This is a genomic window from Actinacidiphila epipremni (assembly GCF_012034175.1).
Lineage (GTDB): Bacteria > Actinomycetota > Actinomycetes > Streptomycetales > Streptomycetaceae > Actinacidiphila > Actinacidiphila epipremni.
In genome coordinates, this window is sequence record NZ_JAATEJ010000001.1 from 38,184 (window position 1) to 53,144 (window position 14,961).

The 14,961-nt window shown below is 75.3% G+C and carries 7 protein-coding genes and 1 pseudogene; 4 read left to right on the forward strand and 4 right to left on the reverse strand.

Going from position 1 to position 14,961, the window contains the following annotated elements:
- Positions 1 to 134: 134 nt before the first annotated feature.
- From HCN08_RS00130 to HCN08_RS00145, 4 genes are all read right to left on the reverse strand, one after another.
- A complete protein-coding gene (locus tag HCN08_RS00130) occupies positions 135 to 1,061 on the reverse strand; it encodes a carbohydrate ABC transporter permease (RefSeq protein ID WP_167980723.1) in 927 nt (308 codons plus the stop codon).
- The gene (locus tag HCN08_RS00135; protein ID WP_407648609.1) at positions 1,058 to 2,446 is read right to left on the reverse strand and encodes a carbohydrate ABC transporter permease; all 1,389 of its coding nucleotides are present in this window, start codon (positions 2,444 to 2,446) and stop codon (positions 1,058 to 1,060) included. Before HCN08_RS00135 ends, HCN08_RS00130 begins: the two co-directional genes overlap by 4 nt.
- Positions 2,447 to 2,448: 2 nt before the next feature.
- The gene (locus tag HCN08_RS00140; RefSeq protein WP_167980724.1) at positions 2,449 to 3,888 is read right to left on the reverse strand and encodes an ABC transporter substrate-binding protein; all 1,440 of its coding nucleotides are present in this window, start codon (positions 3,886 to 3,888) and stop codon (positions 2,449 to 2,451) included.
- A 203-nt stretch (positions 3,889 to 4,091) separates the two neighbouring features.
- Positions 4,092 to 7,361, reverse strand: a complete 3,270-nt coding sequence (locus tag HCN08_RS00145; protein ID WP_167980725.1) for an FtsK/SpoIIIE domain-containing protein — start codon at positions 7,359 to 7,361, stop codon at positions 4,092 to 4,094.
- Positions 7,362 to 8,323: 962 nt separating this feature from the next.
- Here HCN08_RS00145 and HCN08_RS00150 point away from each other — a divergent pair.
- The 4 genes and pseudogenes from HCN08_RS00150 to HCN08_RS00165 all read left to right on the forward strand — a co-directional run bounded on the left by HCN08_RS00150 (position 8,324) and on the right by HCN08_RS00165 (position 14,871).
- Positions 8,324 to 10,258, forward strand: coding sequence for a serine/threonine-protein kinase (locus HCN08_RS00150; protein ID WP_167980726.1), 1,935 nt, complete (start codon positions 8,324 to 8,326; stop codon positions 10,256 to 10,258).
- A gap of 221 nt (positions 10,259 to 10,479) precedes the next feature.
- Positions 10,480 to 11,814 (forward strand): annotated as a pseudogene (locus HCN08_RS34930) (serine/threonine-protein kinase); the annotation flags it as partial.
- Between the two features lie 1,016 nt (positions 11,815 to 12,830).
- Positions 12,831 to 13,949, forward strand: a complete 1,119-nt coding sequence (gene prfB / locus HCN08_RS00160; RefSeq protein WP_167980728.1) for a peptide chain release factor 2 — start codon at positions 12,831 to 12,833, stop codon at positions 13,947 to 13,949.
- Between the two features lie 253 nt (positions 13,950 to 14,202).
- The gene (locus HCN08_RS00165; protein ID WP_167980730.1) at positions 14,203 to 14,871 is read left to right on the forward strand and encodes a hypothetical protein; all 669 of its coding nucleotides are present in this window, start codon (positions 14,203 to 14,205) and stop codon (positions 14,869 to 14,871) included.
- Positions 14,872 to 14,961: the final 90 nt, after the last annotated feature.

Consider the following 14,961-nt stretch of genomic DNA (forward strand, 5'->3'; position numbering starts at 1 on the left):
GTTCGAACGGGTGGGAGCCGCCCGCAAGGGGCGGCTCCCGGCTGCGGGGGCGTCAGTGTAGACGCCCCCGCAGGCCGTTCCGTCCTCCTACGTCACCGTGCCGTCACCCGGGGCGACCGGCCCGGCGCACCGGATCACTTGACCGCGCCGGCCATCACACCGGACACGAACTGCCGCTGGAAGGCGAAGAAGACCACCAGCGGGACGATCATCGACACGAACGCGCCCGGCGCGAGGATGTCGATGTTGTTGCCGAACTGCCGCACCTGCTGCTGCAGCGCCACCGTGATGGGCTGCGAACCGCTGTCGGCGAAGATCAGCGCCACCAGCATGTCGTTCCACACCCACAGGAACTGGAAGATCCCCAGCGACGCGATCGCCGGGCCGCCCAGCGGCAGCACCACCCGGGCGAACAGCCGCAGCTCCCCGGCGCCGTCCAGCCGCGCCGCCTCCAGCAGCTCGCGCGGGATCTCCGCGAAGAAGTTGCGCAGCAGGAAGATCGCGAACGGCAGCCCGAAGGCGGTGTGGAAGAGCACCACCCCGGAGATGTCACCGAAGATCCCGATGTCGCCGAAGAGCTTGGCCACCGGGATGAGCGCCACCTGCACCGGCACCACCAGCATCGCCACCACCGCGATGAACCACCAGTCGCGGCCAGGGAAGTCCATCCACGCGAACGCGTAGCCGGCCAGCGCCCCGATCACCACGACCAGCAGCGTGGCCGGCACGGTGATCAGCGCGGTGTTCACCAGCGAGTCGGTGATGGCGTGGTTGTCCAGCAGCGAGCGGTAGTTCGTCACCGTCAGCTGCGAGGGCGAGGTGAAGACCTTCCACCAGCCGCTCGCCGAGATGTCCGCCGGGGTACGCAGGCTCGACAGCAGCAGGCCCACCGTCGGCAGCAGCCAGAACAGGCCCACCACCAGCAGCACGACCCGCACCACACCGCCGCCGGCCAGCTCCGCGAGCCGCGCCCCCAGCCGCCGCCGGGGCCGCACGGCCACCGGCCGCTCCTCGCCCCGCACCGGCTCCACCGCGGACCCCGCGGTCGCGTCCGCGCTCATCGCCGTCCCTCCTTGCGCAGCCGCCGGATGTTGAAGACCATCACCGGCAGCACCAGCAGCAGCAGGATCACGCCGATCGCACTGCCCACGCCCTGGTCGTCACCGCCGCCGAACGAGGACAGATACAGCTGGAGCGCCAGCACATTGGCGTCCTGCTGCGTGTTGCCCGGCGCGATGATGTAGACGAGGTCGAAGATCTTCAGCACGTTGATCATCAGCGTGACGGTCACCACCACCAGCACCGGCGCCAGCAGCGGCACCGTGATCCGGCGGAAGACCTGCCACTCGTTGGCGCCGTCCACCCGCGCCTGCTCCATCAGCTCCCGCGGCACGCCCGCCAGGCCCGCCGCGATGAGCACCATCGCGAAGCCCGCCCACATCCACACGTACGACACGATGATCGACGGGGTGACCAGCGTCGGGCCCAGCCAGTTGATGCCCTCGTACTTCCCGGAGAAGTTCGAGCCCGGCAGTCGCAGCTGGGCACCCACCGCCTTCGCGGGCAGGCTGTACGTGCCGTCCTTGCCGGACTTCGCCGACGCGACGACCTTGCCGTCCTTGACCGCCTGGACCTTCACCCCCGACAGCGCCTTCTCACCCGGGTCGATGACCCCGGGCTTGCCGGTGCCGCCGGGCCGGAAGTCCAGCCACACCGTGCCGGTGACCTTGCCCGGCTCGGGCGCCGCCGGCTTGGCGTCGGCCGCGCCCTTGGGCACCTTGTTCGCCGGGATGCCCACCAGCGGCAGATCGGCCGCAGTGCCGCTCGCCGCCGCGGACGCGGAGGTGAACGAGCCGCCGGCGGTCGGTTTCAGGTCGCTGTTGGGGCGGGGTCTTGCGCCCGGGTAGGCCGCGTTGTCGGTGAAGGTGTCGTGCACCGCCACCACCACCGCGTTCGCCACGCCCTGCGACGGGTCCTGCTCGTACACCAGCCGGAAGATGATCCCCGCGGCCAGCATCGAGATCGCCATCGGCATGAAGACGACCAGCTTGAACGCCGTGCCCCAGCGCACCCGCTCGGTCAGCACCGCGAACACCAGGCCGAGCGCGGTCGCCACCGCGGGTGCGACCACCACCCAGATGACGTTGTTGCGGACCGCGGTGAGGATGCCGTGGTCGGAGAAGACCGTGCCGAAGTTCTTCAGCCCGACGAAGCCGCTGCCGTCCGCGTCGTACAGGCTCCGCTTGACCGTGTAGATGATCGGGTACGCCACCAGCGCGCCCAGCAGGATCAGCGCGGGCAGCAGGAACAGCGCCGCCACCCAGGGGCGGGTGGCGGTGATGCCGCGCCGCGGCCGGGGCCTGCCGGAACCCGGCGGGGACGGGACCGCGGCGCTGCCGCCGCCGCCCGCCCCCGCGGTGGCGTCCGCCACCGATGCCGGGGCCACCCTCAGCCTCCGTAGGCCTTGGCGGCGTCCGCCTCCAGCTTGGCCTGCGCGCCCGCGACGTCGGAGGGCTTGGCGAGGAAGTCCTGCAGGTCCTTCCACTCGCCCTCGCCCTTCGTCCCGCCGAACGCGGCCGGAGCCTGGTCCGACATGTCGAAGCGGAAGTCGTCGCCCGCCCCGATCAGCGACTGGGCGATGCTGCGCTGCACGTCGTCGGGGTAGGCCGCGAAGTCCAGGCTCTTGTTCGGCGAGAGGTAACCGCCGCCCTGCGCCCAGATCTTGGCCGCGTCCGTCGACGCGATGAACGTCAGCAGCGCCTGCGCCGCCGGGGTGTCCTTCAGCGCCACCGCCACGTCACCGCCGCTGACCACCGGCGCCTTGCCGGAGCCGACCGCCGGGAACGCGAACTCCTTGGCGTCCGTGCCGACCTTCGCCTTGGTGTTCGCCGAGATGAAGGCCGAGACGAAGTCCGCCTCGTAGACCATGGCCGCGGCCGGCGGGTTGCCGGTGAAGGTCTGCGTCACCGACTTGGGGAAGTCGGTGCCGAGCGCGCCCTTCGTGCCGCCCGCGATCAGGTCGGTCTTGCTGAACAGCTGGCCGAGCGTGGTGAGCGCGTCCTTCACGGACGGGTCCGTCCACTTGATCTTGTGCGCGGCGAGCTGGTCGTACTTCTCCGGACCGGCCTGCGAGAGGTAGATGTTCTCGAACCAGTCGGTGAGCGTCCAGCCGTCCGCGCCGCCGATCGACACCGGGGCCGTACCGGAGTCGAAGACGGTCTCGGCCGTCTTCAGGAAGTCGTCCCAGGTCTTCGGCTCCGTCGCGCCCGCGTTGCTGAACGCGGCGGTGTTGTACCAGATCATGGACTTGTTGGACACCTTGGCGTAAATGCCGTACTGCTTGCCCTTCCAGGCGCCCAGGTCCTGCCAGCCCTTGGAGAAGTTCTTCTGCAACTCCGCCTGCGCGGCCGGGCCCAGGGGCTTGATCCAGCCCTTGTCGGCGAACTGGTGCAGCACGCCGTTCTGCGCCAGGAACGCGACGTCCGGCGGGGCGCCGCCCTGGATCTTGGTGCCGAGGAAGGTCGACTGGCTGTCGCCGGTCGGCACGAAGGTGCTCTTCGCGCCGGTCCGCTTGTCGAACTCGTCCAGCACCTTCTGGAAGTTCTTCTGCTCGGGCCCGGTCCAGACCGCGGCCACTTCGAGCTTCTGGCCGTGCAGATCGGGCAGTTGCAGATTCTCCCCGCCGCCGGCGGCACTGCCGGACGCCGATGCGGTGGGGCTGGAGGTCTTCTTGTCCTTGCCGTTGTCGTCGCTTCCGCCGCCCCCGCAGGCGGAAGCGCTCAGCACGAGCGCGGATGCCGCTGCCGCGGCGAGTGCTATGCGCGTAGCCCGGCGGTGCGACGCGCCACCGGCGGTTGCTGTGAACGGCTTGCCCTTTAACCTGTGCATCTCGCATCCCCTCAGTCCCGTGGCGTCCTGTCCTACGCCCGGTGAACTTCCCCCGGCAAGGGCGAGAACCGTCCATACGGCCCGATGTGATAACTCCGTGATCTTGGCTCAAACCTTGCCCTTGTCCTGAGGGGTTTTTCAGGGGGCGGACAGGGGTTGCCGTCGCGATCATGAGGGGTGGGCGGGGGCTGCGCCGGACACCGCTAGGACGGCAGCGGGGTGGCCTCCGCCGCGCGCTGCAGGGCGCTCGCCAGCAGGGCCAGGTCCGTCGGGCCGTTGCCGAGTTCGCGGACCTGGCGGCGGGCCGGCGGGTCGCCCATCCGGTCCCACTCCAGGGCCACCACGGTCGGGCGGAGCGTCGCGGTACGGGGGATGCGTCCGCTGACCCGGCCCGCCTGGAAGGCCGTCACCGCGCCGCCGGGGCGCCGCAGATAGCCCCGCCCGGGGACCGCCTCGTCCAGCCCCGCCGGGTCCTCGACATGGACCAGGAGCGCCGCGGACTCCGGATCCGGCATGCGCAGCGCTATCCGCAGCGGGGAGCGCTCGTCGGCCTCCGTGCCGGCCGTCCGCTCGGGCCGGCCCGTCGCCGCGACCAGGTGCACGCCGAGCCGTTCGCCCTCCCGCGCCACCGCCTCCACCGCCCGTACGACGCTGCCGGCGGCGGGCCGGCCGGGCGCGCCGAGGGCGGGGGCGACCAGTGCGTCGAGGTCGTCCACGAGGACGACGAGCCGCGCCATGCCTGACGCCTCCACGCCGCCGGTTTCTCCACCGGGGCCTGACCCGAGCCGTGCGCCCGAACCCGCGCCCTGCGTTGGGCCTGCGCCCATCCCTGCGCCCTGACCCGATGCCGGACCCGTGCCCTGGCCCGGAGCCGGCCTTCCGCCCGGAGCTGCGCCCTGCGTTGGGCCCGGGCCCGGGGCGGGCGTTGTGGTTGCGGCGCGTTGGTGGGGCACGGTCGCCGCGACCAGGTGGTCGGCGTGCCATGCCGCGAACGTGCGGCCCGCCAGCACCGCGTCACGCCGCTTCAGCTCGGCGCCGAGGGCCTGCGCGAAGTCCCGCATACGTACCGGGTCGGAGGCCACCAGATGCTCCGTCACATGCGGGAGGTCCGCGCAGGCCGCGAGCCCTTCGCCGCGGCCCTGGCCCGCCCCGTCCACCAGGATCAGCGCGAGCCGGCCGGGCCGCTCACCCGCGGCGAGCGCCGCCGCCACCGAGCGCAGCAGCTCCGTCTTGCCCGCGCCCGGCGCCCCGCCCACCAGCAGATGGGGGCCCTCCGCGACGAGGTCCACCGCGACCCGGCCGCCCGCGCCGGCCCCGGCGCCCAGCACCGCGGTCGCGGCCGGCGCCGCCGGATGCGCGGCGGCCCAGCGCGCGGCGATCTTCGCCGGCGTGGCCAGCGCCAGGTCCAGCTCGTCCAGCAGCCGTACCGACACCGGCAGCGCGTGCCGCAGCCCGGCGCCCGGCGCCTCCGCGTCGGCCTCCCGCAGCGGCGCGAGCGCCCGGGCGAAATGCTCGGCCCAGGCCGCCGACACCGCGTCCAGCACGATCTCGTCACCGCCACCGTTGCCGCCCGCCGGGGCCGGCGGCGCGCCCGCGGGCTCGACCCGCAGCGTCGTCGCCACGTCCCCCGACAGCCGGGCGACGACCCCGGTCTCCACCGCCGGCCGCTCGCCCGGCTCGGCCAGGCACAGCACATGCACGCCGGCCGCCGGCCCCGCCGCGGCGATCCGGGCCACGCTCTCGCGCAGCCCGGGCGAGCCCGGGTCACCGTCCACGACCAGCAGCGCGTACGGGCCGCCGGGCACCGGCCCGTCCTCGATCCGGCGGACCAGCTCCGCGGTACGGGCCTGCGCCTGCTCGCGGTCGAAGGCCAGCAGCAGCCGGCAGTCCTGGCCGTGCGCGGGCCGGACGTGCGGCAGCCAGTTCAGCCACGACCACTCCTCGGCCCGCTGGTCGGCGGGCCGGGCCCGGTCGGCACTGAGCAGCACCACCTCCAGGGCGCCCGGCGAGTGCAGCGCGCACAGCTGCGCCAGCACCGCGCGGGCCAGCCCCGCGAGCCGGGGCCGCGGCCCGGCCAGCGTCAGGGCGGCGGTGCGCGGGTCGCGCAGGTCCACCGTGAAGGGCACGCCGACCGGCCGCCGGGCGCCCTGCTCGGCGGGCGGTTCTGCGGTGCCGAGCCGTACCGTCAGCGCGTCCGGGTGCCCGGGCCCGCGCTCCCACAGCCGCCGCCCCGGGCCCAGCGCCGTGAGCAGCACCGCGGCCGGATCCGGCCACCGCTCCCGCAGCGCCTCCGCCTCGGCCCCGGCGTACGCCTCCTCGCCCTCGGCCCGCCCGGGGCCCGCGAGCCGCCGCCTGGCCCAGGCGCCTATCGACCCGACGACCCCGCCGCGCCCGCCCGCGCCGGCGCCGGGACGGCGGGCCTGGCCCGTGTCGCGCCGCTCGCCGGGGCGGGCCGCCGGGCGGTGGGGCTGCGCGCCGCCCGGGTCGCCCTCGGGGTACGCGCCGGCCGGGCCAGGCCCGGAGTCCGTACCGGGGCGCGGGGTGCGCGCGGCGTCCGGGCGCGTACCGCCGGCGGCGTCCGCGCCTTGGCCGTACGGGGCTTGGCCGTACGGGGCTTGGCCGTACGGCGCCTGCGGGCCCGGGCCCGCAGGCGCCTGCTGCGGCTGCGCGCCGCCCGCGGTCGGGACGCCGGCGTCCCCGGCGTCCCCGGCGCCCGTGCCGTCCGGCTGCGCTGGGGTCTGCGCCTGCGTCTGCGCCGGCCAGGGGGAATCCCGCAGCGACACCCGAAGGTGCCCGTCCGCGTCCGGCTCGGCCGCCAGCGGGGGAGGGGCCGGGGTGCCCGGGGCCTCCAGGCGGAGCGTGGACTCGCCCAGCTGGAGCAGCGCGCCCGCCGGGAAGGGCACCGGCTGCTCGCCGACCGGCCGGCCGGCCAGCAGCGTGCCGTTCGTGGAGCCGAGGTCGGCGACGGTGAGCGTGCCGTCCGCCCCGAAGACCACCTCGCAGTGCAGCCGCGACACATCCGGGTCGTCCAGCGGTACGTCCGCCTCCGCGGACCGGCCGATCACGGCCCGCCCGCCCGGCAGCAGGTGCACCCCGCCCGCGTCGGGCCCGCCGACGACCAGCAGCCGCGGCACATCCGCGGCGGGGCGCCCGTACGGTCCCGCGTCGCCGTACCGCCCGAAGCTGCCGTACGGCCCGTGGTCGTGCGGCTCGGCGGGGGCGTGCAGCGCCAGCACCGCGCCGTCCACGAGCGGCGGCAGCCCCAGCACCGCGGTCGGCGGGACGCGCTCGGGACCGGCGTAGAGGGCCACCGAGGACCCGGCGGAGCGGCCCGGCTGCCCGGAGCCCGCCGCGGAGGCGAGCGCACCGGCGACCGAGCCCAGCACCGTGCCCGCAGGGGCGGTGACGAGCACGTCGGCGCCGCGGGTCGCCCGGCCGCCGCGCGGCCCGAGGACGGTCAGCCGGATCTGCATCTCGTCCGCGGTCCCTTCTGCCCGGGCACGCGGCGGAGATCCCCCCGGCCGCGCACGGGCGCGTTGACACTGACACCTTCGGCCGCGAACCGGAACCGGTGACTCCGGTCGGCAGGCGGGCACGAGCGGCAGGGCCGCCCCCGCGTGCCCCCACCGGACCGTACGGGTGCATCCTCCCACCCGCCACCGACATCCCGCCCCCGGCACCACCCCGCCATGATCTTGCCCGCCCCACGGACCGCACCCCCCCCCGCCCCACCCTCCCCGGGGCACCCGCCCCCGGCGCCTTGACGCACCCCCGGCCGGCCAGCCCTGCGCGCGGCCGGGCGGCCTTGCGCCCGACCTTTCCCCGCCCCTCCCGGGCCTGGCGCACCGGGACCGGCAGTCCTGGGCCCGGCGTCCCCGCACGCGGCCGGGCGGCCCCGCGTCCGAGGCACCTGCACTCGGGAAGGCCACCCGCCCCCCGGAGCCTGACCCGCCTGGCCGGGCGGCCCTGCGCCTTGCGTCCCCGTACGCGGCCGGGCGGCCTTGCGCCCGACCTCCCCCCGCGCCTCACGCACTGCACCTGGCCGGCCAGGCTCGCGCCCGCCGCCCGCTGGACGCCCCGGGATGGCGTAACCGCGAGCTCCCGGTGGCGCGCTCGGGCGTAGCGGCAGCGCTCCGTGGCCGTACTCGTACGCTTTCCGTGCGGTCGCGGACCGCTTCCGGCCCGGCCGCGCCCCCCTCGTACCCCTTTCGCGACCGTTTCCGCGCCGGTGCGCGCCCCGCCCCGCACGCCCGCCCCACCTCGCCCGGGCGCAGCCCGTCGTGCGGGTGCGTACGCAACCGGGTACCGGCGCGGCGCGTCCTACCCGGGAAATCCCGGCGCCGCCGCCCGGCCCACCGGTCGCCGTGCGGCACTACGCTTGGCCGGAATCGGGCACCGCGAGGGCCGGGCCACTACGGAGCAGGGAGCGCATGACGTGCGGCCGGTAGGCAGCAAATACCTCCTGGAGGAGCCGCTCGGGCGCGGCGCCACAGGCACCGTCTGGCGTGCCCGGGTGCGGGACGACGCGGGCGGCGCCGGCGGCGGCGCGGCCGAGGGCGTGCCCGGCGGCGTCGTGGCGGTCGGCGGCACCGTCGCCGTCAAGGTGCTCAAGGAGGAGCTCGCCGGCGACCCGGACGTGGTGATGCGCTTCCTGCGCGAGCGCTCCGTCCTGCTGCGGCTGCGCCACCCGCACATCGTGCGGGTCCGCGACCTGGTCGTCGAGGGCGACCTGCTCGCCCTGGTCATGGACCTCGTCGACGGCCCCGACCTCCAGCGCTACCTGCGCGAGAACGGCCCCTTCTCGCCGGTCGCCGCCTCCCTGCTCACCGCCACCATCGCCGACGCGCTCGCCGCCAGCCACGCCGACGGCGTCGTCCACCGCGACCTGAAGCCCGCGAACGTCCTGCTCGCGACCCTCACCGACGCCGAGGGCAACGAGCAGATGCACCCCATGCTCACCGACTTCGGCATCGCCCGGCTCGCCGACTCACCCGGCGTCACCCGCACCCACGAGTTCGTCGGCACCCCCGCCTACGTGGCCCCCGAATCCGCCCAGGGCCGCCCGCAGACCTCCGCCGTCGACGTCTACGGCGCCGGGATCATGCTGTACGAGCTGGTCACCGGCCGCACCCCCTTCCAGGGCGAGAACGCCATCGAGGTGCTCCAGGCGCACCTGAACCAGCAGCCGCGCCGCCCCGGCAATGTGCCCGAGCCGCTGTGGACGGTCATCGAGCGCTGCCTGCGCAAGGAGCCCGCGCAGCGTCCGAGCGCCGACAGCCTGGCCCGCGCGCTGCGGGTCGTCGCGGCGGGCGTCGGCGTGCACGCCAGCCCGGCCGCCGCGGAGGCCGCGCTCGGGGTGGCCGCGCTGCTCGCGCCGGACGAGACGCCGACGCTGGTGCCGGGGACGGGCGCGGGGGCGGGCGCCGGTGCCGGTTCCGCCGGCGACTCCGACCCGACGCAGGTGCTGCCCTCGGGCCAGGGCGGCGGCGGCCCGCGCTACGACCCGGCCGCCGCGACGAGCGTGCTGCCGGCCGAGGGCGCAGGCCGCCCCGCCGCCGACGGCACCCGCGTCATGCCGCCCATGGGCGACGAGGGCCCGCCGCAGGCGCAGGGCCCGCACCCGTGGGAGTCGCAGCTCAACGCCGCCCGCAACCGCAACGAGCAGACCGAGGCGCACTACCTGCCCCCGGAGATGGACCCGCTCTTCCGCCGCCCGCGCCGCCAGCCGGCCCGCCCGGCACAGGGCCAGGCGTACGGCCAGGGCGCCCCGCAGCAGGGCCAGGGCTACGGCTACCCGCAGCAGGGCGGCGCCCAGGGCTACGGCTACCCCCAGCACCAGCAGCCGCAGCAGCAACCGCCGCAGCACCAGCAGCCCTACTCGCAGCAGCCCCAGGCCCGCCGGCCCGCCCCGCCGCCGCAGTCGTACGAGCCCCGGCAGCAGCCCCAGCCGCAGCGCTACGAGCCGCAGCCGCGCCCGCAGGCCCCCGCGCCCGAGCCGCCCCGCGGCCACGAGCCGCGCCGGCGCAGCGCCAACCCGGTCAAGATCCCGGGCCTGGGCTGCCTCAAGGGCTGCCTGACGGTGATCCTCGTCCTCGTCGTCCTCTTCGTCGTCGTCTGGTACACCACCCCGCTGCCGCACTGGGTCGACAGCACCCGCAACCTGTGGGACGCGACGTCGAGTTGGGCGCATTCGGCCTGGGACAAGATCTCCTCGATCACCGGCGACTCCGGCGGCGGCCAGGGCACCGACAACCCGGGCCTGGGCAACACCCCGGGCATCGACGGCCAGGGCCTGCCCTCCGCCCTGCCGTCCGGCCTCGACCCGGGCGGCCTGAAGGACCTCGGCAAGAACCTCACCGGCAACCACTGACCGCGCACCCGGCAACCACGGACCGCACGCCGGGCGCGGAGCCGCTCGTACGCCCATCCGGCCGACCACTGTGGGGATTTGTCGACTTCCGAAGGGTGATTTCTCGTGCAGAACCCCCACTCACCGGCTTCCCGTATCCCGAACGGCCCCCGACCCGCGTAGCTTTGTCGGCAACGCTTGGTCGCCCACGCGACGGACCGCCGCAGGAGTCGGAGCACGCATTGGCCAGGAAGATCGGCAGCCGCTACACCGCCCACCAGGTGCTCGGGCGGGGATCCGCGGGCACGGTGTGGCTCGGTGACGGCCCCGAGGGACCGGTCGCCATCAAGCTGCTGCGCGAGGACCTGGCCTCCGACCAGGACCTCGTCGGCCGCTTCGTGCAGGAACGCACCGCCCTGCTGTCGCTCGACCACCCGCATATCGTCGGCATCCGCGACCTCGTCGTGGACGGCAGCGACCTCGCCCTGGTCATGGACCTGGTCCGCGGCACCGACCTGCGCTCCCGGCTGGAGCGCGAGCGGCGGCTGGCCCCCGAGGCCGCGGTCGCGATCGCCGCGGACGTCGCCGACGGCCTGGCCGCCGCGCACGCCGCCGGCGTCGTCCACCGCGACGTCAAGCCGGAGAACGTGCTGCTCGACTCCGCCGCCCCGACCGGCCCCGGCGGCGCCCCGCCCGCGCTGCTCACCGACTTCGGCATCGCCCGGCTCGTCGACACCCCGCGCCGCACCCGCGCGACCCGCATCATCGGCACCCCCGACTACCTCGCCCCCGAGATCATCGAGGGCCTGCCGCCGCGCGCCTCCGTCGACATCTACGCGCTGGCCACCGTGCTGTACGAACTCCTCGCCGGCTTCACGCCGTTCGGCGGCGGCCACCCCGGGGCGGTGCTGCGCCGGCACGTGACCGAGGCCGTCACGCCGCTGCCGGGCCTGCCCGCGGAGCTGGACCGCATCCTCAGCGCGTGCCTGGCCAAGGCGCCGGCCTCCCGGCTCACCGCCGCCGAGCTGGGCGCGAACCTGCGCGACCTGCTGCCGCGGCTGGCCGGCCTGCCCGCGCTGGACGTCGCGGGCCCCGGCGAGCACGACGACGAGGGCGGGTACGGCGAGGCGGACCTCGAACCGCCCCTCGCGCCGCCCGCCCCCGCCCCCGCGACCCCGCCCGGCGGCGACCGCAAGCGCGGCGCCGTGCCCCTGGTGCGGGCCGCCGCGCCCGACTCCAGCCGGGACACCCACACCAGCATCAAGCTGCCCACCGCCGAGGAGCTGGCCGGCTTCGGCGCGGCCTCGCGCGGCGCCGGCCGCAGCAGGGCCTCCGCGCCCGGGCGGCCCGCGAGCCCGCGGCACCGCTCCGTCTCCGACGCCATACGGCAGCGCCGCATCCGCTTCGCCGCCGCAGCCGCCGCGGCGCTCGCCGTCGCCGGGCTCGGCGGCTGGGGCATCGCCTCGGCAGGCTCGTCCGGCTCGGGGACCGGCTCCGGCGGCGACTCGCGCGGCGACACCCCGCCCACCACCGACCCGGCCACGACCACGCCCGCCGCCGGCACCCCCGCCGCCCCGACCGCCGCCTCCGCCGACGCGCCGCAGAGCCGCACCGGGCGGCCCGTCGCGCTGCCGCAGTGGTCGGCCTTCCAGGGCGTGCCCGCCGCCGGCGTCCCGCTCACCGGCGGCCCGCGCGCCCTCGTCCTCGACGGCGCCACATACGTCTTCGCCCGGGGCCAGGACAAGAACGTCTGGTACGTGGTGCGCGACGCCTCCGGTTACGGGCGGTGGCACAAGCTCACCGGGATAAACGTCGACGACGACCCGGCGGTGGTCTCCGCGCGGCAGGGCCGTATCGACCTGTTCGCGCTCGGCACGGACGGCCTGCTCTACCGCAGGACGATGACGGCGGCCGGCGGCTCCGCGGGTGCCGGCGGGTCCGGCGGTTCCGCCGGCCACTGGAACGCCTGGTCGCAGGTCGACGAGCGCACCCACTTCGACGCGGCGCCCGCCGCCGCGTCCTCCGAGCCCGGCCGGATCGACCTGGTGGGCCGGGTCGGCGGCGACCTGGTCACCGCCTCGCTGGTCGGCGACCGGTGGAACGCCTGGGCCGTCGTGCCCACCGCGGGCCGGATCACCGCCGCGCCCGCGCTGGTCTCCCGGGCCCGCGGCAGCCTCGACGCCTTCGTCGTCCGCAAGGCCGACGGCGCGGTGCTCCAGCTCCCGTACTCGGGCGGCGCCTGGCGGCCCGCATGCGTCATCGAGGGCCTGGACGCCACGTCCCGCCCCGACGCGGTCGCCGCGGGGGGCCGGCTGTACGCCTTCGCCTCCGGCGGGCAGGCCGCTGCCTCGCAGGACGCCGACTGGTCGGCCGCGCCGCTGCCCGGCACGGACGCGGACCGGGCGCTGGGCGCGGTGGCGGCGTCGCCGCACACGCTGGAGATCTTCACCCGGACCCCGGGCGGCACGCTCAGCAGGGCGACGGCGTCGGTATGAGGCCCCCTGGCCCCCCTTGGTAGGAAGGGCCGCGGTCGGGGCGCCGTCGTCAGGTCCGACGGGCTCGGCAAGTTTCGGCCAGCCGGTAGGCTGGACCCGTGGCAATCGTCGATGTATCCGAAGAACTGAAATCCCTGTCCTCGACCATGGGGTCGATCGAGGCTGTCCTCGACCTGGACCGGATGCGGGCCGACATCGCCGCGCTCGAGGAGCAGGCGGCGGTGCCCACGCTGTGGGACGACCCGGACAGCGCGCAGAAGATCACCAGCCGGCTCTCGCACCTCCAGGCGGAGCTGCGCAAGGTCGAGGCGCTGCGCGGCAGGATCGACGACCTCGCGGTGCTCTTCGAGCTCGCCGACGCCGAGGACGACGCGGACACCCGCGCCGAGGCCGAGGCCGAGCTGGAGGAGGTCCGCAAGGCGCTGGACGAGATGGAGGTCAGGACGCTGCTGTCGGGCGAGTACGACGCCCGCGAGGCCCTGGTCAACATCCGCGCCGAGGCCGGCGGCGTCGACGCGGCCGACTTCGCCGAGCAGCTCCAGCGCATGTACCTGCGGTGGGCCGAGCGGCACGGCTACCCCACCGAGGTCTACGAGACCTCCTTCGCGGAGGAGGCCGGCATCAAGTCGACCACCTTCGTCGTCAAGGCGCCCTACGCGTACGGCACCCTGTCCGTCGAGCAGGGCACGCACCGCATGGTGCGCATCTCGCCCTTCGACAACCAGGGCCGCCGCCAGACGTCGTTCGCGGGCGTCGAAGTGCTGCCGGTCGTGGAGCAGAGCGACCACGTCGAGATCGACGAGTCCGAACTGCGCGTCGACGTCTACCGCGCCTCCGGCCCCGGCGGCCAGGGCGTCAACACCACCGACTCCGCGGTCCGCATCACCCACCTGCCGACCGGCATCGTCGTCTCCTGCCAGAACGAGCGCTCCCAGATCCAGAACAAGGCGAGCGCGATGAACGTCCTCCAGGCCAAGCTCCTCGAACGCCGCCGCCAGGAGGAGCAGGCCCTCCTCGACTCCCTCGGCAAGAGCGAGGGCGGCAACTCCTGGGGCAACCAGATGCGTTCGTACGTCCTCCACCCGTACCAGATGGTCAAGGACCTGCGCACCGAGCACGAGGTCGGCAACCCCCAGGGCGTCCTCGACGGCGACATCGACGGCTTCATCGAGGCGGGCATCCGCTGGCGCAAGTCCCGTGAGAAGACCGCCGCCTGACTCCTTGACACCCGGCGCGTGACGAGGCTCATGTCACAGCCGTGTACAGAAGTGCCGGGCGGATGCGGCTAATTGGGGCATTGCCTGCTTAATGCCCTTGACGCCTCCCCGCAAAGCCGCGAGGGTAATGCGCGGCATGCGCGCGATTGAGGCGTCAGCGCACGGCGGGGCGAACGATCCGACATCCCCCTCCAGTGACACCCTCACTCTGCCTGCGCAGCCCCGAGCGGATATCTACTGGGGGTACTGGAACATGACCAAGCGCAACACGCGAGTGCGTGTCGCCCGTATAGCCGCGGCGGCCGTCATCGTCGGCGGCGCCTCGCTGACCGCGGTGGGCGCGGCCCAGGCCGTCTCGCCGTCGCACTCGCCGGTCGTCGCCTTCGACGAGGGCGACCCGACCACGACCGACCCGGGCTTCCCGGCGGGCGGCGACACGACGCCTCCGACGGACACGTCGTCGCCGTCCGACGAGCCCACGACCGAGTCGCCGTCGCCGTCCGACGAGCCCACGACGGAGTCGCCGTCGCCGTCCGACGAGCCCACGACGGACGCGCCCACGACCCCGCCGGGTTCCGGCACGTCCAACGGCAACGCCAACGGCGGTTCCACCGGCACCCCGAGCACCGGCCCCAGCACGGGCACGAGCACGGGTACGTCCACGGGCACCAGCTCGGGCACCGGCACGGACGGGAACAACAACACCTGCACGCTGACCGGTGAGAGCGTCGACTGCGGGAACAACAACACCGGCACCGACAACACCCAGCCGGTTCCGCAGGGGACGACCACGAGCCAGCTCGCCGAGACCGGCTCCAGCGGCACGACCTTCCTGCTGATCGGCGCCGCGACGCTGATCGCCGGCGGTATCGGCTTCCGCCTGACGCCGCGGCTGGCCGCCGGCCGCCGCGACGCCGCCTGACGGCAGCCGCACCCGCGCAGCACGCCACGCAAAGGGCGGGGCCCGGAACGCCGACCAGCGCTCCGGGCCCCGCCCTTGTCCATGCCCGCC

Excerpts from the sequence above, each read along its gene's own strand:
- HCN08_RS00130 (WP_167980723.1), bottom strand. The coding sequence starts at position 1,061 with ATGAGCGCGGACGCGACCGCGGGGTCCGCGGTGGAGCCGGTGCGGGGC.
- HCN08_RS00140 (WP_167980724.1), bottom strand. The coding sequence starts at position 3,888 with ATGCACAGGTTAAAGGGCAAGCCGTTCACAGCAACCGCCGGTGGCGCG.
- HCN08_RS00145 (WP_167980725.1), bottom strand. The coding sequence starts at position 7,361 with ATGCAGATCCGGCTGACCGTCCTCGGGCCGCGCGGCGGCCGGGCGACC.
- HCN08_RS00165 (WP_167980730.1), top strand. The coding sequence starts at position 14,203 with ATGACCAAGCGCAACACGCGAGTGCGTGTCGCCCGTATAGCCGCGGCG.